Raw genomic sequence first — 23,454 nt, 5'->3', positions numbered from 1 at the left:
ACGGTTAACGCCGCGAGAGATATTTCCGTAAGAATTTCCCGGTTTGCGACGCCGGGTGGTCTGCCAGATCGCCCGGCGTTCCTGTAAATACCACCGTGCCGCCCTCTCGCCCTGCACCCGGGCCCATGTCGATGATATGATCCGCCTGGGCGATAACGTCGAGGTTGTGCTCGACTACAACGAGGGTGTTGCCGTTGTCGACGATGCGGGCGAAGATATCGAGGAGCCTGTCCACATCGCTCATATGCAATCCGGTGGTGGGCTCGTCCATGATGAACAACTGGTTTTCCGTTGCATCCAGCCGCATGGCGAGTTTGATGCGCTGGCGCTCGCCGCCCGACAAAGTGCTGAGGGGCTGCCCAAGCGTGAGGTAACCCAGGCCTACGTTGCGCAGGCGTTCCAGCATGCCGTGAATATTGCCGCTCGCGGAGAAGAACGGTATGGCTTCGTCGACCGTTTGATGGAGGGCTTCGTAGATGTTCTTTCCTTCGTAACGATAGCGCAATGTTTCGGCCGTATATCTTTTCCCGCCGCATTCTTCGCAAATGGTGGTGATGGGGTCCATGAAGGCCAGGTCCAGTGTAATTTCCCCGATGCCCCTGCACACTTTGCATCCGCCTTCCGAGTTACTGCTGAACAGGGAGGCCCTTGTCTTATTTGCCTTTGCGAACAGGCGCCTGATTTCATCGAAGATGCCCGTGTAAGTGGCCATATGCGATCGTTTGCTGCCTGCGATCGCGGATTGGCTGATGCGCACCGCACCTGGCACTTGTTTGGGCAATACGCCGTTGATGAGGCTGCTTTTCCCGGAGCCGGCTACGCCTGTCACAACGGTCATTACGCCTTTGGGAATGGATACCGTTACGTTTTGCAGGTTGTGGAGCCGGGCGTTTTTCACGACGAAGCTTCCCGTCGCCACGCGGTTCCGGGGGCGGAAGGTGCGCTTACGGCTCCAACATTGCCCGGTAAGCGTTCCGGCTGCTTTCAGTTCCTCCAGCGGTCCTTCGAACACGATCTTCCCTCCTGCCGTTCCCGCGCCGGGGCCCATGTCCACGATGTGGTCGGCGATGGCGATCACGTCCGGGTCGTGCTCTACCACCAGCACGGTATTCCCTTTATCGCGCAGCTGGAAGAGCAATTGGTTGAGTTGATGTACATCGCGGGGATGCAGGCCGATACTGGGCTCGTCGAGGATATAGGTCATATCGGAAAGACTGCTGCCGAGATGGCGTACCATCTTGATCCGTTGCGATTCGCCGCCCGAAAGGCTGCCGGTGTCGCGGTCGAGCGTCAGGTAATGCAGTCCGATGGCGGACATCTGGTGCAACCGTTCTTCGATGGCTTTTACCATCGTCACGGCGCGCGCGTCGGTGATGGTGCCGATGAACGCCTCCAATGCAGGAATTTCCATGGCTGCGCAATCCGCGATATGGTAACCGCCGATCCGGCAGGAGCGTACTTTTTCGTTCAGGCGCGAGCCTTTGCAGACGGGGCATTCGCCGCGTGTGAGCACTTTCTCGAAATCCGCTTTATGTTTACCGGCAAGTTCCTTCGAATCTTTCGCGAGATAACTTCTTTTGAAGCGGGGCACGATCCCTTCGTAAAATTTCTGCGAGGGTGGCCAGCAAGGCAGCGGGTCGGGCAGCTTCAATCCATCGGCATACAACAATAGCTGCCATTCTTCCTCCGAATAATCTTCCAGTTTTTTATCCGGATCGAAGAGGTTGGAACAGGCATAACGGCTGAACCGCCAGCTGCCTTTGGCGAATGTGGGAAACAGGATCGCGCCTTCGTTGAGGGATTTGGCGGTATCGAAAAATAAGTCCGTATCCAGGACAGCAACTTTTCCCAGCCCATCGCATTCCGGGCACATGCCGTTGGGATGGTTGAAGGAAAATACATCTGAATAACCGATGAAGGGCTCTCCTATCCGGGAAAACAACAACCGCAGCAGGGTGAATATATCCGTGGCCGTGCCTACGGTAGACCGTGCATTGCTGCCGATAGGCTTCTGGTCGATAATCACCGCCGGCGACAGGTTTGATAATTCATCCGCCTCCGGCTGGCCGTAATGGGGCAAGCGGTGGCGGATGAAAGAAGGAAAGGTTTCATTGAGCTGGCGCTGCGACTCCGCCGCGATGGTATCGAAAACCAGCGACGATTTCCCGGACCCGGACACGCCGGTGAATACGGTGATCCTGTTCTTGGGGATGCGCAGCGAGATATTTTTCAGGTTATGTTCCCGCGCGCCTTTGATGATGATATGGTCTTTCCGCATGGTTTCCGCTATTTGCGGAAAATCACTTCAATTCCCGTACCGTAATCCGGTTGGAGGATTCCATGATCCAATAATCACCTTTTACGGTGAGGGTGTCCCCGGTTTTGGCGGATTTGTAGGAGGCGTGGTCGGTAAGGTTGGCGTGGGAAATCGTCACGAAGAAACGGCCGTCCTGGTCGGTTTTCAGCAACGCGGTGTATCCGTCTTTCCCTGGTTGCACTTCCAGGACCACGCCGGTAACGGTGGTGTCTTTATTGGCGGGGGCTTCGGGCGCCACTACGTTCTGCGCGGCGGAATCCTGCGCGGCCTGATCTTCCTGCGCGGGTTTGCTGTTGTTGCAGGATGCGGCGAGCAAAATGGCCGAAGCGGCGAATATCATTGCAGATTTCATATGGTCAGATTTTAGCCCGGAAAATTACGGAATCCGCCGGATAACGAAAAGGCCGCACGGAGGATCGTGCGGCCTTTTCCCTATAAATACCGAAGTAGCATCAATCGAGCGTGGGCACGAAGGTGCCGCCCCAGTTGATATTTTGCTGCAACTTGGGATTTCGGTCCAGCACATCTTTTTTAATCGGGAAGAAATAGTATGTCTCCGGTACAGACATTACCTGTACGCCCGACCGGGGAACCTGGAGCAGACTGTACTTGAAGTTTTCTTCCGTCAATTGATTGGCGAGCCCTTTGGTACGGGCTTCATTGATCGGCATTTCCGTACGGTTGGGATTAATGGCGATCGCTTCCACACCCCATTTCTTGAGGTTGTTCAGCCGGTCCAGCATACGCAAGCGGCGGAGATCCCAGAAACGCTGGCCTTCGAAGCAAAGCTCGATGTTCCGTTCATCGATAATAGCCTCGCGCATCTGCTCGCGGGTAGTGGCGACGATTCCATAATTCCCATCGGCTCCGGGCTCGATACCCGCGCGCTGGCGGATCTGGCGAAGGATATCCATCGCTTCTCCGATGTGGCCGGTTTCATTGGCGGTTTCCGCATAATTCAGCATCACTTCCGCAAAGCGCATCAGTACATAATCCACATCGTATTGTTGTACTTCCGCTTGCCTGAGCCGAAGCAGGCTGTTTTTCAACACAAAGAACCCGGTATAACGGTCGATGTTGGTAGAGTTGAGATTTGCATTCGGGTTGATGCCATAGTCGTCCAGCTCGTGCGCAACACCCAATGCGGTGTATTGCCTTTTGTCGGTTTTACCAGAAACGGGATAGGGTTTCCCGTTCCAGACAATCGACTTGTTGAAGCGGGGATCACGGTTCTTCCAGTAATTCTGGAGGAAAGCGGAATCGTTGCCCTGGTAATATGCGCCGGTGGGATCGTTGTATTTTTTCCCGTCTTTCATGGGGAATGCCTTCACGAAATCCCAGGTGGGAACCGCGTAAGCCGGCCCACGGCTTTCGGAGCCGGGACGCACCCCATTATCCCATTCGGTCGTTTTGTTCGGGTATTGATTCACTACTGAAAAGATCGCTTCCGTACCTTTCTCCACCAGTGCGATGTTGCTGTAATCTTCCACCAGCTTGAAACCGAGGGCTTTAAGGTCGTCATACGCCTTTTTATTGGCGGTATAGGCTTCGGCCCAATATGCATTACCCCAGGGATTGGCTGGATTGAACTGCGGGGATGCTTTGTACAGCAGTACTTTCCCTTTAAAAGCAAGTGCGAAAGCGCCATCTACCCGACCATAATCCCCGGAGGAAGTGGCAATTTTCGGGGGCAACATGGAGATTGCCTGATCGATGTCCTTTATGATGAGTTCAAAGCACTCTTTCGTGTTGTTGCGGGGCGTATACAAATCATCTGCATACCGGTCCTGCGGAACGGTGATGTACGGTACGCCGCCATGGTGCACAACCATATCAAAATAGGCATATGCACGCATAAAAAGAGCCTGTCCGATGATTTTGTCCTTAATCTCCTGTTTCAGCGGGCCTTTGCCCATTTCGACGATTGCTTCGTTCAATAACCGGATACGGTTATAGTTCCAGCTTTTGAATTCGTCGTTTACGATGTTGACGCGGTCGGGAAAGAAAAATATACCGGCCATCTGATCGCTTTTCTGTTCCAGGCCCGGGCTCCAGTTTCCGAACATCGGGTAGATGTTGGTCAGGAATGCATTCGCCAGGTTTTCATCGCTCCAAACCTTTTCAGGGCTGTAGCTATCGTAGTCTTCTATTGTCAGTACTTTCTTGCAAGAAGCAAAAGTGCCTGCCAGTAGAGTAATTGCTATTATTGCTTTTTTCATAATGATGCGATTTACTAGAAGCGGATGTCCGCACCTACAGTGAACGTTTTCATGAGCGGGAAGGAATCATAGTTTTTCTGTTCCGGGTCATGGAATTCATTCATAGGCGAGATCGAGAAAAGGTTGGTGCCATTGAAATAGAGTTGCGCGCTTGTTAAACCAATGGTTTGTACCCAGCTCTTAGGAAGGCTGTACCCCAGGTTTAACATTTTCATACGCAGGTAAGCACCGCTCCTGATCCAGAAATCGGTGGCAATACTTCCGGACTCAGCCCAGTTGGAGCCAACCGGACGGGGATATTTTGCATCCGGTGTTTCCGGCGTCCACACGTCGTCGGCCCAGATCGGGTAATACGGACGAACGGCTCCGCCGTGTTGGCGCATGCCGGCACCTTCCTGGTTGCTGATAACTCGGTCGTAAGCTGTTACCCCCTGGAAAAAGGTTTGTAAAGCCCAGTTTTTGTAAGACAGGTTAATGCCAAGGCCGTAGTTGATGCGAGGTGTCGCATTTTCAGACAGCAACTGCATGTCGTTGGCATCGATTTTCCCGTCGGGGCCGGGTGCGAAGTTATTGCCACGAATATCTTCAAACAGGATCATACCGAGATAAGGCGGGCGTCCATAGGTGGTAAACCCTTTGGCTTTCAGTGCATCCAGTTGTTCCTGGGTACGTACCAGTCCCTCCGATTTGAGGCCGATAATGCGTTTGTCCGCACGACCGATACGGGACTCGAACTGTTGCAAACCGTCTTTACCCAGGGCAGGCGCTTCATCAAAAACATCCCATTGATCTCTCACATAACCCATATTTGCGATAATGGAGTAATTGAGCTTGCCGGCAGCGGCTTTGTCACGCCATTCAAATGTAAACTCCGCTCCCCTCCAGGAACGGGCGGCATAGTTTTCAGGCGCGAGCGACTGGCCATAGTTGTCAGGCAGGCGTACGAGGCGCGAGCCGAGGATATCGGTTTCTTTACGAAGAAAAACGTCTACCGTACCATTAAAGCGGCCGCGCAGCGTGGTGAATTCGAGACCGGCATTGTAAGATGCGGAAGTAGCCCATGTCAGGTCCGGGTTGGGTGTTGCACTGGGTGCAATGCCCTGGTAAAGGCGGTCATTGAACATATAAGAACCACCGTTTACCATCTTTCTCACGAACGAAAAAGGTGTGATACGATTATTGGCAACATCCAGATCGTTACCGGTGGTCCCGTAAGAAGCACGGAGCTTCAGATCATCAAAGGCGTTGGTAAGATTCTTGAAGAAGTTTTCTTCAGACACACGCCATGCCACGGAAGCGGAGGGAAAAATCCCCACCGGCTATGGCTCGGGAAGAGGGTATTGCCATCGTACCGGAACGAGAATTCAGCGATATACTGGCTATCATAGTTGTAGTTGACACGGCCGATGATCGACTGGCGAGCCCCGATAGAGTCCTTGGCGCTGGAGTTCCGGAACTGGCGATCCGCAGGATAGGCAATGAACTGATCGTAAGCCGTAATCGGATTTTCGCCGCGCGCATAAGCGATTGAACCGCCCGTTTCGGATTGTTCATACACTGCAAGCGCGTCTATGCCGTGTTTACCAAAATTACGGTTGTAATTCAGGAACCAGTTGAACTGGTAGCTCCACCATGTAGAAATGTTGTAGTCCAGGAAAGGTTGGTTGGAACTGAATGTGAAAGTATTGGTATTGTTAGGATCTGGTGGAGCCGGTATGAAACGGTTGCCACCGGGGTCCTTGGAATTGAAAACATAATTCTTCTGATAGGTCAGGAAACGCTTGCGCGTATTGTCTTCCGCGAGGTAACTACCCGTTACTTTCGTGCTGAGCCCTTTCACAAATTTGCCCAGATCCACATCGATGCCGAGGATAGAATTCAGCTGGCGGTTACGTGATTTTATGTAACGGTTTCCGATTACCTGGTCAATTACACTCCAGGCCTGCCAGCTACCCATAGGCGTTTGTACAGGAAATTCCGTTACATAATTAACCGGCGTACCATCGGCCAGGGTATAGAACGGGTAAGTTTTAGGCCAGTTGAAAGTTACACGGTAAAGGTCGGACACATCAAAATCATCGTCTCCGGTAAATGGCCAGTAGAAGCGGTCGAGATTCTGCTGGTTGGCCGCAATGTTGAGGTTCACCTTAATTGCATCCGAAACCTTTGCGGTAACGTTGCTCCGTAGGTTCACCTTGCTGTTGTCCAGGCTTTTGTAAGAACCTTTTTCACCACGGTAGCTGAGCAGGGAGTAGTAAGTGATTTTATCGCTTCCCCCCGTTACGCTGAGCGAATGGCGGTGGCTGCTGGGATCCTGCCAGATGAAGTCGTGAACGTTATAGTGCTTGTCTTTAAAGTAGTCAAACTCGTCTTGTCCGTTCGGTTTGGCATTTCCCAAGAACTCCGCTACGCGGTTTTGGTAAGTCAGCTCGTCGGCTGCAGTTGTTTTATCAGACAGCAGCTCGCGCGTGGGCCGGGCAGTAGTATAGTTTGTTTGAAAACTGAAAACGGGTTTGCTGATGGAGCCCTTTTTGGTAGTAACCAAAACAACGCCGTTGCCCGCTCGGGATCCGTAAACCGCGGCGGTGGCAGCGTCTTTCAGGAAGCTCATCTGGTCAACTTCCGCTGCCTCCAATGCGTCGAAGGCTTCCTTGTCACGCACGACACCGTCGATTACATACAAAGGTTCCGCAAAAGCGCCACGGATGCTTATCCCGGCAGTAGAGCCCGCCAACCCGGATGTGTTGGTCACATTCACACCAGGCGCACGGCCGGCAAGGGTATTGGACAGGTTAGCCGGCGCCATGTTCACTAGTTGTTCGGCTTTCACCGAAGTGACTGCACCGGTAAGGTTACCCTTTTTCTGTGTACCATACCCCACTACCACCAGCTCGTTGAGGCCTTTGGCCGAAGTGGTCATCACTACATCGACACGCGCCTGGCTGCCGACTGCCACTTCCTGGGTGTTGTAGCCCACAAAGCGGAAAATAAGCACGGCGCCGGTGTCGGGCACATTGAGGGAATACTCTCCGTTTACATCGGTGACGGTACCGGTAGAGGCCCCTTTGAGGGCAATCGTAACACCGGGAAGGCCTCCGCCTGTTCCGTCTGTTACGCGGCCCGTAATCTTACGGTCGAAGGCTGCGGCTTCGTAGGGAGCCCGGGCGATACCCTGGGAGGCGTAGCCCATCAGCAGGCAGACAGACAGTGCGGCCGGGACGAGCCCCGCGATACGCCTCACCGTCCGGTTGCAGCTTCTCAGCTGCAGGGATTTTGATTGATGGAATAGCATATTGGTTTGGTTTGTGTAAAAGCAAATGTGATGTGCCGGCTGGAAGGTTAATCCTGGACCGGCGAACAGGATGGGATGGATAAACATGGCCTCAGGGGCCCCGTAAACAACATATCATAACCATTCCTTATAATTTGACAATCGGTTGCAGGCATGGCAATGCCGATCGGCGTTGTACACGTCGTTTTCAAATGATAAAATCTCAGGATTACCGCAAAAGATTATTTGCGCAGCCGCATATATTAATGCTACGGGATGTTTGCTTCACTGTCAGACATAAGCCTCATACTTCGATTCGATTTGTTCCTAAAATTGATAACGGTGATAACCCTGGAATGATGCTCATAAAAAGTAGCGATGCCATCATTCCATACTGGTAATAAAACTGACTAGCTGTATGCAACGTGTGGATTCTCTCTCCATGTCTGCCGTATGCAATACCGCGATGTTATTTTGTGAAATAGTTTTCTTCGGGTCCCTTCGCGCGATGCGCCGCGCGAATGCGGGTGATGATTAAATATGGTTTTGACATGCAGCCGGACAGGCTTACCACAACGGTTTTCAGATATCCTGGCGCGCTGATGTTGTGTTTTTCAAAAATGAGAATGAGATACGTGTTTTTTTACGATTTGAATTCTGGTTTACGCTCGATCCTTACAAATATATTGTTAAAACTTCCATTTTTTTACTTTTTCTTGGCACATCCATGTTATATTTTATTTCGATTTATTAAAGTATTGAAAACTTCTATAAAAAAATAGAAAAAGGCCCGTTACCGGGCCTTCAAGAAAAGTTGGTGGTTATGAGAAAATCAGGGGTATAATACGTATTTCTTCCGCATCACTTTATACCGGCTCAACCCCGGCTCCCAGCTTTTGCGGATCTCCGCTTCCGTGGCGCCCGCTTCAATCTGCTTACGGAAATCACGGGTACCTGCGAGATAATCGATATTACCGATTGCGCTGCTCAGACTGCGGTTGAAGAAATCCTTTTTATTCGGATATGCTTTATACAATTCGATCATCCAGCCGATATTGATCTGGCCACGCTTGCGCCAGGGCGTGATGTCGAACGTGCGCAGGTCGAGGCCATAACAAGTCACATCTTTGTGCAGCGGCGATTCGCTTTTGCCGGGGATGCTCACCGGCGTGAAGGAGAAATCGAATTTCCCTTTGAACGCGGGTGCACCCAGCACGGTGAACGGGAAATGCGTGCCGCGGCCCTGGCTGAGAATGGTGCCTTCGAATAAACACAGCGAAGGGTACAGCACGATGGATTGCTGCGTATTGAGGTTCGGTGAGGGAGCTACCGGCAAGGTGTAATCCAAATCATGCCGGTAATTTTTCAACTTGACGATCCGGATATCGCATTTCTTTTTATTGCGCATCCATCCCTGTCCGTTGATCATCTGCGCGAATTCTCCGATGGTCATGCCATGCGCGATCGGCACCGGGAACCGCCCGATTCCCGATTCCAGCGACATATCCAGGATCGGACCGTCGACAAAACCGTTGGGGTTGGGACGGTCGAGGATCACGAGCGGCTTGCCCGCGTCGGCACAGGCTTCCATGATTTCACGGAGGGAATTGATGAGTGTATAAAACCGGCATCCCACATCCTGCAGGTCAAACACCAGCACATCGAGCGCCGCCATTTGGGCTGGCTCCGGCTTGCGGCGATTGCCGTATAACGACACCACCGGGATGCCCGTCTGCGGATCGATCTCATCGGCCACTTCCGCGCCGTTGCTCGCGTTGTTACGGAAACCATGCTCCGGCCCGAAGATCATTTTGATGTTGACGCCGCGCTTCAGCAAACTGTCAACTATCGGCGTGGAACCGATCACGGACGTAGGATTGACGAGCAGGCCCACCCTTTTGCCTTTGAGCATGGGCAGGTATACATCCGTTTGATCGGCGCCCGTCAGTATCGGCTGTTGCGCCCTGGCGCGGGGGGCTGCCAGCAACCCCAGCACGGTCATGATTGCAAATAATATTCTCATAGTAGTGTTTCTCTTTCCTTTCAGACAAACTTAGGACTTGCAGCCGTTATTTCCCCGGATAATTTCCAAAAACAAAGACGCCCCGTTGCGGGGGCGTCTTCCGGCACATACATCATGCATCAGATCATGGCAGCTCCTTCAGCCATTGTTCCGCGTATGCACGCGCGGCTTTCACGGCTTCGGGCCCGGCGCGGAAACATTGCTTCCATTCGGCGCTTCTTTTTTCCAATGCCGGGTCCTCAAAAATCATTTTATTCCCTTTCTTCACCAGCGCAGCGTTGAAGTCGATATCGGCGCTCAACGCCAGGAAAGATTTCAGGCGCAGCTTGAGCATGCCTTCCACCGTGCCGGGATACTTTTCTTCATACTTCGCCAGTTCGGCTTTGAAAGCAGCCGTGGGCGGGCCAGGCACCTCTCCTACCATCGACTGCACGTAGATCTTGTGCATCTTGTGCTTCGGGTCTTTGAGGGCATTGATAAGATCTTTCATCGTTTTCAGCGCTTCGGCGTAGCTTGCCTTGTATTCCGCTTCGGCGGTTTCATGGATCTTCTCTAATTCTTGATAGTCCTTCTCGCTCTTTTTGATGGCGGCCCTGAGCTTGGCGTTCGCATCCTTAGGCGCTTCCTTCTCCCATTCTTCCACGTATGCCGCTTTGTATTCCGGCGTGGAAACATAGGCTTTGATGTAATCTCCCATCTCTTTGACGGCCTGGGCGCGCTCGCCCGCGGGGATCTGCTTGGCTTTATACGCCGCGATCAGCTCCATTTTACCTGAAAGCAGGTTGCGATCGATGGTTTTATGGGCGTCTTCATCCGAAATACCCAGCCGGGTAATGATGCTGTTGGCGGAAAATGCCAGCAGCCCTGTTGCCAGAACGGCGATACTGATTTTAAACATGGCAGAAATAATGTTAGGGGTTACCAATATGTAAAAGTAGCCACTGTTCGATACTTGAGAACATACACATCCCCCAACTGATATTTTCTTCCGCCGGAATGCCGTTTTGCCCAACTGAAATGAAAAGCCCCCCAGCCCGTGATCGGACCTTGGGGGGCATGCATGTGTGTAACACCAGTTATATATTTCCGCTCAGTTCCGTACGGGCCGGGTGGCGCCAAAACCGCCTTCGCCATGAAACCAGCGGGCGGCCTGACCGGTCAGCCAGAGATAGTGGTCACTTTGGAGGTCGGCCTCAATGCCAATGAAACGGCGGTCGCCATGTAAAGGCAACTCCCCTTCCCGGGCGCATTTGAAGATCGCCGTGCCTTCGTCGATTTCGTCGAACATGGCCACGTACAGCGATTTCGCCCCGGAGATCTTCGCGCCGGCCACCTGCTGCCACAGAAAGTCGCCTTTCAGCCGCGGGATGGAGTTGTACTGCGCGGGATCGTTTTTCAGGTTGCCCCAGCTGAACCCGGGGAACGCCAGGGGCACATACGATACGTTGTTGTTTTTACACCACTGGATATCCGCGGCCAGCTCCACGCCGGCTACCTGCGCATAGTTCCCGCTGCTGTAACGGCCTACCGCCCAGGGCATGATGATATCGGATTTCTTAATCAGCGCATGCAACGCGGGATTGTTTTCCGTGTCGTTTTTCATGCTGCGCCAGTAATACGGTACGCCGAGCATGACGGACACCCGCTTTTCCGGCCCTTTCAGCTTCCCCACCAACTGATCTACATTGGCGGTGGTATAGCGGCGGTTGTCGTTGAAACCCACGCCCCAAAGCACCATCAGCGGCTTCTTGTTGTGCCGCAGGTAAGTGGGATGTGTTTTATTGTCGAACAGGTTGAAGGTGGACTGCAGTTCTTTCCAATCCTGCTCGATATATGCCACGTCTTCCGGCCCGCAACCGCTGAGGTCGTACATCACGCAAATGGCGCGACCGTGCTTCTTCGCGGCTTTCAGCGCGTTTTCGAGCACTTTGTTGAAATGGCGCTTGCCTTTCGGGTTGGATTCCTTCACTTCCACCACAAAGCGCTGCATGAACACGCCGTCGATCCCGTAATCCTTCATCCATTTGAAGTGCAGGTCTACCGTGGTTTCGTCGTATGGACTGAACATATACGCGTCCGTTCCGTCAGCGTATTTGAAATCCGTTTTATATTTCTGCGTGTATTCGGACATGTCCGGATAGAAGTCCACCGCGGAGCATCCCGGTTTGAAGCCGCCGCAGTGGCCCATGCCGAGGTGATACCAGCCACGGTCGGAGCCGTCGCCCTGGGCGGCGAACCATCCCTGGTAACCTGCCATCACGAGGTTATCGTAAGCGGTGTAGAGGCAGCCGGTTTCGTCGTACACGATTTCCTTGACGGGCGGTGTGGGCGGAGGCGGTTCCTGGCCGTTGCCGCCGCTTTTTTTAGCGCAGCTCAGCGCGATAATGGCCAATGCGGAAAAGAAAAAACTCTTCATAATCGTTCGGAAGCATGAATGCCTGCGGAGAAGGGCATCTCCGCAGGCAAAGGTTTACAGATCGAAAGACACGGCTTTCGCATAATTCGGTTTGGATTCCACCGCGTCGATGAGCGCGCCGATGCGGAAATAGTATGTGCGTCCGGGCTTGAGGATATCGCGGACGTTAGGCGCGTTCAGGTCGATGGTGAGGGTATACGTGGTGGCGGGGTCCGTCACGGCGTTGATGTCCTGCTCGGCGGCGGTGAGCCGGAGCGTTTCCCCTACCCTGAAATCACTGTGTGCATACAGCCCGATCTTGCGGACGTTGTTGGTCACCTGCTGCTGCAGTTGAAAAGTTGCGGTTACCAGGTTGCCGGTGCGCGTAATCGTGGGACTGACAATGCGGATGTATGGCGTAACATTGAAATCCAGCTGGGTACGGCCTGCGATGCGCACATCCTGCGGCTCCACCGGGATGAAGTTCCCCCGCACGGGCGCCACGGTATAATTGGCTTCGAACAGGAGCGAATTTTCGTAGGAGCCGTCGGTTTTGAAAATGAGCCATTGCGGCTGCACGTTGTCCCACCCGTGTTCTTTCAGCTCCACCACTGATCCACGGATTACGTCCTGTTCCAGTAGCGTTTTGGTGCCGGCGTCGTAGATATTGCCGTAGAGCGCGGCGTCCGGGGCGTCGTAATTGTCTTTCTCGCATGCGGCCATCCCCGTGAGCAGCAAGCCTAATCCTACTATAAATGCGGTTCTTTTCATAATCGTGATGTTTAAACGGATCAATACTGCGGGTTATTTACCAGTCCGTTACCCGCGATGCCGGGGATGTAACGGTAATAGGAGCGTTCGGGGAAAGTCTTCGGGTTGCTGTTGGGCACTACCACGCGCACAAAAATGTATTTGGTAGCCGGCAGCGCGCGGAGGTCCTGCAGGGGCAGGATGGAATGCAGCAGCCGGTTGTTGAACTCGGTATGGAATTCGCGGCGGCGGATGAGATCCCAGAATCGCTTGTTTTCGAAAGCCAGCTCCACTCTCCTTTCCCTTTGCACATTAGCTACAGTCAGCGGGATGGCGGTGGTATGGCCCGCACGGCGGCGGATGTCGTTCAGCGCCTTCGCGGCTTCAGCGGCGTTTCCAGTACCGCTTTCCACAACGGCTTCCGCATAGTTGAGTAGCACTTCAGCATAACGGAACTCGATGTAATCGGTCGTGCTCTGGTTCCAGCCTGCCATAACGGGTGCGGCGTGGTTCATGAACTTCTTAAAGGAAAAACCCGTCCGCGTATTGTTCCCGCCATAAGAATCGAAACCGGAGTACTGCGAAGTATTGGCTGCGCCGTAGGTGTAGTAAGTGGTGCCGTTGATGGTGGTTTCCGCTTTGGTGCGTACCACGGCCTGGCCATTCGGCAGCACGTAACCGGCCTGGATGATGATGGGCGTTCCTTTCCAGGGCGTGCCGGGCAGGATGGCCGTTCCCCACAGGCGCGCGTCTTTACCCTTGAAGATATCGTTGGGAGAATCGTACTGGATATAATGCAGGCCGGCGTTGAACCCGCCGTAATCGTTGATGTCGCCTTCGGTGGTGGTTACTACGGGCGCTGATTGTCCCGGGTTATCGTACCGTTCGTAGAGGTCCACCAGGTCGAGCGTGGGATTCATGCGGCCCGGGTGCGGCCAGCCGTTGGCGGATTGCGCCGGCTGGTACCAGATGTCGTAATTATGCCCCGTGAGGTTGCCCGGCAGGGTGAAGCCTTTGATGAGAATGGTTTCCTTGTCGCCGCCGTTCGGATTGGCAAACAGCATGCGGTAATTTTCCGCCGCTTCTTCCGGCGAAGCGGGATTGGCGCCGTACAGCGCGAAAGCGCCGGAATTGATGATAAGCTCGCTGGCCTGGATGCAGGCGGTGTAATACGCGGCGGCGTCACCGGCGGTCATGCCTACGAGCTTGTCTGTCACCGCGGGCCCCGACATAGGCGCCCTGCTCCAGAATTTGGCCACGGAAGCGGCGTGGAGCGCGGCGCGGGATTTCAGCGCGGCGGCGGTGTATTTGGTTACGCGGCGGCTCTTGCCGTCTCCGGGCTCGAGGTTGTCGATAGCCTGGTCGCAGAGCTCCATTACATAGTCCCAGGTCGCTTTTTCCGTGCTGCGCGGCACTTTGAGGCTTTCCACGTCGCCGGTGTACTGCTGGGTTTGTTTGATGAGGGGAACGCCGCCGTAACGTTTTGCCAGTGCGAAATAGGCAAAGGCTTTGATGAAGGCGCTCTCGCCGGTGAGTTTCTTTTTATCGGCTTCGATGATCTGCAGGGTGGGAATGGCGTCTGCCAGGAGGTTGACGTCGCGGATGAGCTTGTAGCCCTGGTCCCACCAATGGAAATCTCCGTCGCCCACGAAGTCGCCGAATTCTGAATGCACGGCTTCGTCAGTCACCATGGCCGGCGCGAATCCGCCGTTATTGGGATCGCCGCCGTTCTGGTTGAAACCGGCGCGGAAGTAAGCAAAATCTTCCATCGGCAGCTGGTAATAAAGATTGGCCATGTAAAGTTTCACGCCTTCGGGATCGCCGAAGAGGTCTTCGGCCAGGATCTTGTCGGTGGGCTTGAGGTCCAGCACCGACTTGCAGCTGAAGAGCATTACGGCCAGCAGGCATGTTAGTATTTTAGGAAAGGTCTGCATAATGTCCCGTTTTAGAAGTTTGCGTTAATACCGAAGTTGTAGGTCCGCATGAGGGGATAGTTGAACCCGGCGTTGAAGAGGCCTTCGAGCCTTTCGGGATCGAAGGGTTTCACGAACGAATCGGCGAAAGTGAACAGGTTGAAGCCGCTGGCGTATACGCGGATGCGTTCGAGGCCTGCCCTGCGGTAGAGCTTCGCGGGCACGGTGTATCCCAGTTCGAGGCTCTTGAGGCGGAGATACGAAGCCTTGCGGCGCCAAACGGAGCTTTCGGCGTACATCATACCCACGTTGTGGTTGAACCGGGTGGCGGGCCATTTGCCGGCGATCCATTCGCTGGAGGGATCGTAAGGATCGGCTTTATGCCAGCGGTCGAAGAAGTAAGCGGGCGTATTCCCGCGGAAGGCCAGCACTTCGGCGTATACTTCACTGAAGCGCACGGTGTACATGGCGGCTCCCTGGAAGAGGACGTTCATGTCAAACCCTTTGTAACTCGCGCCTAACGTTAAGCCGTAGTTGATCTTGGGATTTTTGCCGCTGGGGTTCTGGTTGTCGTTGGTACCGTTTTGCCCCAGCCAGAGCGGCAACAGGTCGCCGTCGTTGATCACGCCGTCGTTGTTGGTATCCTGGTATTTGAAATCGCCGGGCAGCTCGCGCGTATTGGCGAGGTCGCCGCCCTGCATCGGATAGTGGTCGATTTCGGACTGGTTCTGGAACTGGCCGAGGTAAGTATGCCCCCATACGATATCGTTGTACCGGTTGGTACGCCCGTTGCGCCAGCGCTCAAAACTGTTGCGCGGCAGGTCGCCTTCCTGATACAGGTTCATGATACGGGAATAGTTGAAGTTGCCGGAGATGTTATACTGGAACTCCCCTATCCGGTTGTTATGCCCTACCGTGAAATCGAAACCCTGCACGCGGTCGCTGTTGATGTTTTCTTCCGGCAGGGTGCCGCCGAAGGTATTGGGCAGGCTCACGTTCCTGCGCGCCAGCAGGCCCGTCCTGTTCCGGCGGTATACGTCGAATTCGAGGGTGAATTTATTTTGGAACAATCCGAGGTCGATGCCGATGTTGATGATTTTGGAAGTGAACCATGTCAGCCTTTCGTTGGTGATGCCCGGCGAAGAAGCGCCGCTGGTCAGCGATCCGTTGGCGAACTCATACGATCCGCCGCCCTCCGTCGAGAAACCGGCGATGTACTGGAACGGCGCGCCCGCGTCTTCACCGACGGAACCATACGACGCATCCAGTTTCAGGTTCGAGATTACCGGCAGCGCGCGCTGGATAAACGGCTCTTCGGACAAGCGCCATCCGCCCGTTACCACCGGGAAGAAGCCCCAGCGGCGATCAGGGTGGTAGCGGTAGGAACCGTCTTCGCGGAACGCGAACTCCACGATGTATTTGCGTTTGTAGTCGTACGACAACCGGCCGATGTACGACAGGTTGGCGAATTCATTCTCCATCCCCGAATTCTCCTGCCGGGCGCGGCCTGCACGGTCGATCTGGTCGTTGGTGTAGAAATCATAATACCGGCGCAGCCATGCGTCCCGTCCCCAAAACTGCTGCTGCTCTACTACGAACGTGGCCGCTACGTTGTGGTCCGCCGCGAAGGTGCGTACATAGTTGGCCTGCCCTTGCAGCGTTACGCGGTTGCCATTGCCGTAGTTGTTGGAGATAGACCCGTTGCCGTCGCGCTGGCGCTCTTTCAGATACTGGCCGTTCACGAATTTATACAGGTCGTATGTTTTGCTGAGGTCTTTATTGGCGTAGCTGGTCATATCGTAAGCCGCCACCCCGCGCAGGCTCAGGCCCTCCACGAAGGGAACGGTATACGTGAGCGACCCCGTGGCCTGCACGTTGCGGGTCACGCTTTCGTTGTAGCCTGTGATATCTCGCTGGCTGAGGATCACCGGATTTTGATTGCTGGGCGCCACCACGCTGGGGTACTCCGGGTTGTTGTTGGCGTATACGCGGTCGGTAGGCAGCGAAACGCGGGTGCCTTTAAAGATGTTGAAGAAGTTTTCTCCCGGCACCGTCCGGTTGTCGTACCGCCCTGCGATGAGCAGTTCCGCTTTCAGGTTGCGGTGCAGCATGGTGGTGATGTTGGACCGAAGGTTGAAGCGCTTGTACCACATGTCGTTGCTGCGCAGCAGGGAGTTTTCGTCGGCGTAGCCGAAGCTGAAGAAGTATTGCGTTTTTTCATTCCCGCCGGAGGCCGACAGGTTATGTTGTTGCTGCATGGCGGTGTTCTTCATGGCCGCGGCGTACCAGTCGGTGCTTTCGTAACCGGGTTCGGCGTTGATCCATTTCTGGAGTTCGTCCTTCGGCAGGAAGGGTGTGCCCAGGCTGAAGATGTCTGCTTCGTTGCGCATCTGCATCCATTCGCCCGCGTTGGCCATACGGGGCACGTCGGTGGGTTTCATGACGCCGACCACGCCGGCGTAGTTGAAGTTCGCTTTGCCGGAGGCGCCTTTCTTGGTCGTCACGATCACCACGCCGTTGGCGGCGCGCAAACCGTAAATGGCCGCGGATGCGTCTTTGAGGAAACTCACGCTTTCGATATCATCCGGGTTAAGGCGCTGGAACTCGCTGGCGCCGTCGCGGGCGATCCCGTCGATCACGAAGAGCGGCGTACCGAAGCCGCGGATGTTTATCATGTTGTTGAAAGTACCCGGCTCACCGCCCAGCTGGCGGATCTGAAGGCCGGCCACCTTGCCCTGGAGCTTTTGGGCCAAACTGATGTTGGTGGTCGTCTGGATTTCCTTGCCGGTGATGTTGCTCACCGCGCCGGTTACCACTTCTTTTCTTTTCGTACCGTAACCTACCACCACCACGCCGGCGAGCTGCTCTTCGGTGGAAGTAAGCACCACGTCGATGGTTGTCCTGTTACCGATCGTTTCGGTAACGCTCACCATGCCCAGGAACGCAAACGTAAGCTGGGTGGTGTTTGCCGGAACCTGGATGAGGTATTCGCCGCGGGCATCGGTGGTTACGCCGTGCCTTTTGCCGGCAGCGTCAGTGGTGTAGACGCTAACGCCCGGCAGCGGAGTGCCGTCTTTGCTTTCCCGTACCTTCCCGCTGATCGCCTTTTGCTGGGCGACCAGGTACGCGGGCAATAGGAAAAGCAGCATCAGTAGTAAATGGAATTTCTTCATAACGTAAATGTTTTCATGCTGTTCATTTGGAAAGGATGATAAGTGTTCATGCCGGTTGCCGGACGTGCGGCCGGGACCGGATCAGGGTGGAAACGTGTTTGCATAGCGCATAAGGGGATGTTGATCTTGGTTAATTAATGCTGTCGGAATATCTTTTTATTCTGCGCCCAGCTTTTTGTTCGGCAGCGGTCCCATCTCCAGTTCCAGGTGCCCGCCGGCCATCAGGTCGGTGTGCGTGAAGCTGAGCCGGGTCAGCGGTTTGCCATTAAAGCGCGCGCTTTGGATATATTTATTGACGGTGGAATTTTTCGGCGCCGACACCCGGAAGGTTTTCCCGTTCTGCAGGCTTATCGCCACGTTGCTGAACACCGGGCTGGTGATGGTATACTCCGGAATACCGGGCGTAACCGGATAAAAGCCCATGCTCGCAAACACCACGAAGGCCGACATGCCGCCGCCGTCTTCATCGCCGGGGATGCCGAAGATGTTGTCTGCAAACCAGGTGTCGAGCAGAAAGCGGGTGCGTTTTTGCGTTTTCCAGGGCGAGGCGGTGAAATTGTAGAGGAATGGAATATGAAAACTTGGTTCGTTGCCCATGGAGAACTGCCCCACGAGCCCCGTGGCATCGGGGAATTTGCTCCAGAATTCGTATTTCGAGCGGTCGAGGCCTTCGCGGAACAACTGGTCGAGGCGCGCTTCGAACGCCGCCGGGCCGCCATTGAGGGCGATGAGGGCGGGAATGTCCTGCTGCACCTGCCACATGTAGGTCCAGCCGTTGTTCTCATCGTAATAATCGCGGCCGCCCATGCCGCCGTCGAATTTCGGATCGATGGGGATCCAGTTGCCCTGGTCGTCTTTCGGCAGGAACATCTTCTTCTCCGGATGCCAGAGATGATGGAAGTTGCGCCCGCGCGGCGCGAAGAGGGCTGTATCGGAAATTTTACCGAGGTCGCCAGCCAGTTGTGCCAACGCCCAATCGTCGTAGGCGTTGCCAAGGGTTACGGCCACGGCCTGCCGCTTCTCGAAGGAATGTACTTTATCCACCGGCTCCTTCTCACCCGGCGCGAGGGAGGGGAAATAACCTTTCTCGTAGTAGAAATCGTCGAGCACCGTTTTTTCACCGTTGCGCCATGGCAGCATGGTGGCGCTGACCGCGTTCTTGCGCATCCCGGCATAAGCCTGTTCGATATCGTAATTGCGGAGCCCTTTGCGCCAGGCGTCGAGGAAAACGATGGTGGAATGGAAGCCGTTCATGCAGGCGTGGTCGCCGAAGAGCACCGGGAAGGTGGGCATCCAACCGCTCTGTTCGTACATCTTTACGTAGGATTGCAGCATGTCTTCCTCCCCTTTCGGATCGAGGATGACGCGGAGGGGATGATGGGCGAGATAGGAATCCCACGACCAATCGTCCACATAAAACGGCCGGTCCGCCTTCTCCACGCGTTTGCTGTAGCCGCTGTAATATTGTCCGTCTTCGGTGACGTCGGTCATTCTTTCGTAGCAGCGGTACAGGGCGGAGTAAAAAGAGCGCTGCTGCGCGGGGGTACCGCCTTCCACCCGGATCTGCCCGATCACCCGGTCCCAGGCTTTCCGTCCGTTATCAGCGAGCTGCCGGAAGGAAGCGCCCGCGACTTCGGTTTCGAAGTTGCGCTGCGCCTGGCCGGGGCTCACGTAGCTGATGGCGTATTTGAATTCGAGGCTGCGCGTGGCGGAAGGGAAAGCAGCCGCCGCGCGGGGGCCTGGCTGCTGCACCGGAACGGGCGCTTCGCTGAAGGCGCCGTACATGTACACTTTCACATCGTTCTGCCAGGTTTCCATCCCGCGGATACGGTTGCCGGGAAGGAACTCCCAGGACGAGGGCCCCTGGTTATACACATCGAGCAGCAAAGATTTGGTTTTGCCTTCCGGGAACGTAAACCGGAAAATTCCCGTTTTCTTTCCCGCCGTAAATTCTACTTTTATTTCCTCATCTACCAGGTAAGTGGAATAATACCAGGGGCGGTTCACCTCCAGCGCATGATCCCAGGTCTGTCTGGCGCGCCAGCGTTCCGGGGCCACCGGGAAAGTATTCGGCTTGATGGCGAACACCTGGCCGAGACGGTGCGATACCACGTTGAGCGGGAAGCTGGAAATCTGGTCGTCCAGGAAATCTTTTCTTTGCGGCGTAAACCGGATCATCTGGTTGGGCAGCTGCACGGTGGGCCGCGTCGGCTCCAGCAAAGCCCCAACCGACCCGATCGTAGGATCTACGCTTTGCAGGTAAGCCGGTTCGTTAGATACCTGCGCATGGCATGCCGGCATCAACAGACTGCCCGCCAGGAGGAATTGCATCGTTTTTTTCATATCCGTTTCGTGGAATTGTTGAATGTTGATGCAAGTAACCCGCAACCCACTAACAAACCCATTAACGAAACCACTAACCGGGAAATTAATTTTCAAATATTTTACAACATATTGATTTATTGCCATTAACCAATATATTAATTTCTTCAATTCTTCGTCATTTCTGTAGATTTTCATCCTTTCACGCGCTACTTTTCCGGAAATCACAGTGCGTATCTGCGTTTATTCCCCAATTTTTTGTTCCTTTAAGACGGATCAGTTAGCATAGGATCGATAAGTGTAAAACAGACGTCCACGTAATCATTTCAACCAAGACTTCGCGCCTCCCATGAGGAAGTATATATATTGTATCATTGCCTGTTTGTGCCAGGGGTTTGCCGTGATGAGCCAATCGCACGGACTGGAATTCTCCAGTCATGAAGTGGTGCCCGAGCACCGCACGGCGCTCGACCTCACCCCCGGAGCGCCCTATTGCCTGAAAGACGGGCAAACGGAACTTGCCTTTCAGCTCGCCTTCCGCCCTCATCTTGAAACGTATTTCGGATATATTCTGCGGATGTTGACCGAAGACCGTCAGAATATCGACCTGGTGTACAACCAGCGGACGATGACCATTCATTTCGTGATCGGGGAAAAGATAACAGGCAGCGCTCCGCTCGACAGCTCATTGCTGACGGGCCAGTGGCTCCGGCTGCGGGTGGTGCTGGATGCGGGGACGCAAACGGCGGCGTTTTATTGCAACGACAAACCGGCCGGCAGTGGCAGGATGCCTTTTAAGAAAGGTTCCTGCGCGCGGATCTTTTTCGGGGCCATCAAGCACGAAGGGTTCCAGACGCTGGATGTGCCGCCTATGCGCCTGCGCGACGTGCGCCTGCGCGAAAACGGCACCATTGCCCGCTCCTATCCGCTGAACGAATCCTCCGGCCAGGAAGCCCGTGACGAAGCAAAAGGCACGCCAGCCAGGGCCACCAACCCTGTATGGATCAAGCCCCGCCACCAGCAATGGCAGAACCGCCTCACCCTCGAAACCACCGGCACCCCCAGCTTAGCTTACAACGAACGCGATGATCTGCTCTACGTCGTGACCGACGATACGCTGTTCACCTACTCGCTCCGCAACGGCGCCCTCCGCGCCGATCCCGCAGGGCGCGGCAACCGCATCCTCCCGGCGGGTAACCAGTCGGTGTACGATCCCCATTCGCACCGCATCCTCAATTTCTACATCGACGAAAAGAAAGTGGCCACCCTCACCCCGGGCAGCGACCGCTGGTCCAATACCTTTTACGCCACCGAGCTTACGGAGTGGTGGCAGGCGAATAAATTCTATGCTCCGGCCGACAGCAGTCTGTATATCATAAGTGGTTACGGCCAGCTGCATTATAAGAATACGGTCCAGCGCTACCGTTTCCGCGACAACCGCTGGGATTCCGTTCCCGCAACCGGCGACCCTTTTTCGCCGCGTTACCTAGCGGGGCTGGGGCTCAATGCCGCGGGCGATACGGCGTTCATCATCGGCGGGTACGGCAGCAATACGGGCGACCAGGCGGTGAATCCCCGCTTCACGTACGACATGCTGGCGTACAGCGTGCAGTCGGGGACGTTTAAGCATTTGTATACACTCCCCCAGCCCGAGCATCATTTTTGTTTCGCGAACAGTCTCATTATAGATTCCGCCAGCCGGGAATATTACGGGTTGATTTACCCGACAGACAGGTTCCAGTCGAGCCTCCAGTTGGTACGCGGCTCCTTGTCGGAGCCGGAGTTCCGGCTGATGGGGGATTCGTTGCCATACCAATTTTACGACATCGGGTCGTTTGCGGACTTGTATTACAGTCCGCAAAGCCAGCAGCTGATTGCGGTTACGATATATAATAATAAGGACAGTGTGTCCGGTGTGCGGGCGTGGTCGCTGGATTTTCCGCCGAACGCATTGCAGCCGGCGGTACCCGAGCGAAAGGCTGACCGGCGCTTATGGCTGCTCCTGGTTCCTGTGGCGCTTGTTTTGTTTGTGGTGTTCAGGAAGAAAAAGAAGGTGGTGCGGACGGAGGAACCGAAGGAGGTTGTCCATCACGAAATGCCGCTGGAACCGGCGGCGCGTTTGCCGGAGAAGTCTGCCGTGTTCCTGTTCGGGCAGTTCGAGGCGTTTGACCGGGAGGGGAACGATATCACGAAGCAGTTTACGCCTTTGCTGAAGGAATTATTTCTGTTGCTGATCGTGCATTCGATGAAAGACAGCAAGGGGATTTCTTCAGACTCGCTGTACGAAGCGCTCTGGAGCGATAAATCGCCGAAAGACGCGAAGAACAACTTTTCGGTGAATTTGGTGAAGCTGAAAGGCGTGTTGGAGAAGATCGGCGGGTTCCACGCCGGTAAAGAGCCCGGGCGCTGGAGGCTGGAGATTTTGGCAGATTCGGCTTACATCGATTATGCGGCATTTGTGAAGCTGACGCAACGCCCCGCGGGCGAGGCGCCGGACAAGCAGACGGTCGCGGCTTTGCTGGAGATCGTTCAGCGCGGGGCATTCCTGCGGACAACCCATTACGAGTGGCTCGACGATGTGAAATTTCAGATCGCAGGCACGGTGAGCGATGTGTTGTTGCGGTATATGTCTTCAGCCGACAAGCATGCCGAGGCGGATTTCATCCTCCGGGCGGCAAATGCGATTTTCGGGTTCGACCATCTGAATGAGGAGGCGCTGGCGTACAAATGCCGGAGCCTGAACCAACTGGGACGGCACAGCCTGGCGCGGGATGCTTATGAGAAGTTTGCGAAAGAGTACCGGGAAAACTACGGGCAGGAATTCGGGACACCATTTGTGGAGGTACTGCAGCATTAAAGCATCTTCAAATCCAGATACCGAATCTATAAACGGCATGAAAGATTCATTGTCTCAATGCTTAGAATTTACAACTGAAAAACAAAAGGATTTTGTGACATTCAGATTAACGCCGGCGGGAGTTGCCTTGATTGGCCTGGTTGTATTATTGGCCGTGATTGTAGTTTAACGTAAGTATATAAGAAGATAAGCTTTAGTATTGAAACTATACATT

13 protein-coding genes are annotated in these 23,454 nt (G+C 54.6%); 1 reads left to right on the top strand and 12 read right to left on the bottom strand.

What is annotated here, in order from left to right:
* Positions 1–4: 4 nt before the first annotated feature.
* From WJU16_RS24675 to WJU16_RS24620, 12 genes are all read right to left on the bottom strand, one after another.
* The gene (locus WJU16_RS24675) at positions 5–2,278 is read right to left on the bottom strand and encodes an excinuclease ABC subunit UvrA (RefSeq protein ID WP_341836021.1); all 2,274 of its coding nucleotides are present in this window, start codon (positions 2,276–2,278) and stop codon (positions 5–7) included.
* A gap of 22 nt (positions 2,279–2,300) precedes the next feature.
* Positions 2,301–2,669, bottom strand: coding sequence for a hypothetical protein (locus WJU16_RS24670; protein ID WP_341836020.1), 369 nt, complete (start codon positions 2,667–2,669; stop codon positions 2,301–2,303).
* Positions 2,670–2,769: 100 nt separating this feature from the next.
* The gene (locus tag WJU16_RS24665) at positions 2,770–4,536 is read right to left on the bottom strand and encodes a RagB/SusD family nutrient uptake outer membrane protein (RefSeq protein ID WP_341836019.1); all 1,767 of its coding nucleotides are present in this window, start codon (positions 4,534–4,536) and stop codon (positions 2,770–2,772) included.
* A 14-nt stretch (positions 4,537–4,550) separates the two neighbouring features.
* Positions 4,551–5,816, bottom strand: coding sequence for a TonB-dependent receptor domain-containing protein (locus WJU16_RS24660; RefSeq protein WP_341836018.1), 1,266 nt, complete (start codon positions 5,814–5,816; stop codon positions 4,551–4,553).
* On the bottom strand, positions 5,765–7,828 hold the full coding sequence (locus WJU16_RS24655) for a SusC/RagA family TonB-linked outer membrane protein (protein ID WP_341836017.1): 2,064 nt from the start codon (positions 7,826–7,828) through the stop codon (positions 5,765–5,767). The genes WJU16_RS24660 and WJU16_RS24655 overlap by 52 nt, the downstream gene beginning before the upstream one ends.
* Positions 7,829–8,639: 811 nt before the next feature.
* Positions 8,640–9,830 carry a DUF1343 domain-containing protein gene (locus tag WJU16_RS24650; protein ID WP_341836016.1) on the bottom strand — a complete coding sequence of 397 codons (1,191 nt, stop codon included), beginning with the start codon at positions 9,828–9,830 and terminating at the stop codon, positions 8,640–8,642.
* A gap of 124 nt (positions 9,831–9,954) precedes the next feature.
* Positions 9,955–10,728: a hypothetical protein gene (locus WJU16_RS24645; RefSeq protein WP_341836015.1), complete on the bottom strand. Its 774-nt coding sequence runs from the start codon at positions 10,726–10,728 to the stop codon at positions 9,955–9,957.
* 192 nt (positions 10,729–10,920) lie between these two features.
* A complete protein-coding gene (locus WJU16_RS24640; protein ID WP_341836014.1) occupies positions 10,921–12,246 on the bottom strand; it encodes a glycoside hydrolase family 71/99-like protein in 1,326 nt (441 codons plus the stop codon).
* Between the two features lie 54 nt (positions 12,247–12,300).
* Positions 12,301–12,996, bottom strand: a complete 696-nt coding sequence (locus WJU16_RS24635; protein WP_341836013.1) for a DUF3823 domain-containing protein — start codon at positions 12,994–12,996, stop codon at positions 12,301–12,303.
* 20 nt (positions 12,997–13,016) lie between these two features.
* Positions 13,017–14,909, bottom strand: coding sequence for a RagB/SusD family nutrient uptake outer membrane protein (locus tag WJU16_RS24630; RefSeq protein WP_341836012.1), 1,893 nt, complete (start codon positions 14,907–14,909; stop codon positions 13,017–13,019).
* An 11-nt stretch (positions 14,910–14,920) separates the two neighbouring features.
* Complete coding sequence (locus tag WJU16_RS24625) at positions 14,921–18,061, bottom strand: TonB-dependent receptor (RefSeq protein WP_341836011.1); 3,141 nt, start codon at positions 18,059–18,061, stop codon at positions 14,921–14,923.
* Between the two features lie 156 nt (positions 18,062–18,217).
* Positions 18,218–20,404, bottom strand: coding sequence for a GH92 family glycosyl hydrolase (locus WJU16_RS24620; protein WP_341836010.1), 2,187 nt, complete (start codon positions 20,402–20,404; stop codon positions 18,218–18,220).
* Between the two features lie 328 nt (positions 20,405–20,732).
* On the opposite strand from WJU16_RS24620, the gene WJU16_RS24615 reads away from it, so the two are divergent.
* Positions 20,733–23,240, top strand: coding sequence for a hypothetical protein (locus WJU16_RS24615; protein WP_341836009.1), 2,508 nt, complete (start codon positions 20,733–20,735; stop codon positions 23,238–23,240).
* Positions 23,241–23,454: the final 214 nt, after the last annotated feature.

The organism is Chitinophaga pollutisoli, assembly GCF_038396755.1.
GTDB lineage: Bacteria > Bacteroidota > Bacteroidia > Chitinophagales > Chitinophagaceae > Chitinophaga > Chitinophaga pollutisoli.
Note: the sequence above shows the minus strand (reverse complement) of the source record. Positions and strands in the feature narration are given on the sequence as shown.

Excerpts from the sequence above, each read along its gene's own strand:
- WJU16_RS24620 (WP_341836010.1), bottom strand. The coding sequence starts at position 20,404 with ATGAAAAAAACGATGCAATTCCTCCTGGCGGGCAGTCTGTTGATGCCG.
- WJU16_RS24640 (WP_341836014.1), bottom strand. The coding sequence starts at position 12,246 with ATGAAGAGTTTTTTCTTTTCCGCATTGGCCATTATCGCGCTGAGCTGC.
- WJU16_RS24675 (WP_341836021.1), bottom strand. The coding sequence starts at position 2,278 with ATGCGGAAAGACCATATCATCATCAAAGGCGCGCGGGAACATAACCTG.
- WJU16_RS24625 (WP_341836011.1), bottom strand. The coding sequence starts at position 18,061 with ATGAAGAAATTCCATTTACTACTGATGCTGCTTTTCCTATTGCCCGCG.
- WJU16_RS24635 (WP_341836013.1), bottom strand. The coding sequence starts at position 12,996 with ATGAAAAGAACCGCATTTATAGTAGGATTAGGCTTGCTGCTCACGGGG.
- WJU16_RS24630 (WP_341836012.1), bottom strand. The coding sequence starts at position 14,909 with ATGCAGACCTTTCCTAAAATACTAACATGCCTGCTGGCCGTAATGCTC.
- WJU16_RS24655 (WP_341836017.1), bottom strand. The coding sequence starts at position 7,828 with ATGCTATTCCATCAATCAAAATCCCTGCAGCTGAGAAGCTGCAACCGG.
- WJU16_RS24615 (WP_341836009.1), top strand. The coding sequence starts at position 20,733 with ATGAGGAAGTATATATATTGTATCATTGCCTGTTTGTGCCAGGGGTTT.
- WJU16_RS24645 (WP_341836015.1), bottom strand. The coding sequence starts at position 10,728 with ATGTTTAAAATCAGTATCGCCGTTCTGGCAACAGGGCTGCTGGCATTT.
- WJU16_RS24665 (WP_341836019.1), bottom strand. The coding sequence starts at position 4,536 with ATGAAAAAAGCAATAATAGCAATTACTCTACTGGCAGGCACTTTTGCT.
- WJU16_RS24650 (WP_341836016.1), bottom strand. The coding sequence starts at position 9,830 with ATGAGAATATTATTTGCAATCATGACCGTGCTGGGGTTGCTGGCAGCC.
- WJU16_RS24670 (WP_341836020.1), bottom strand. The coding sequence starts at position 2,669 with ATGAAATCTGCAATGATATTCGCCGCTTCGGCCATTTTGCTCGCCGCA.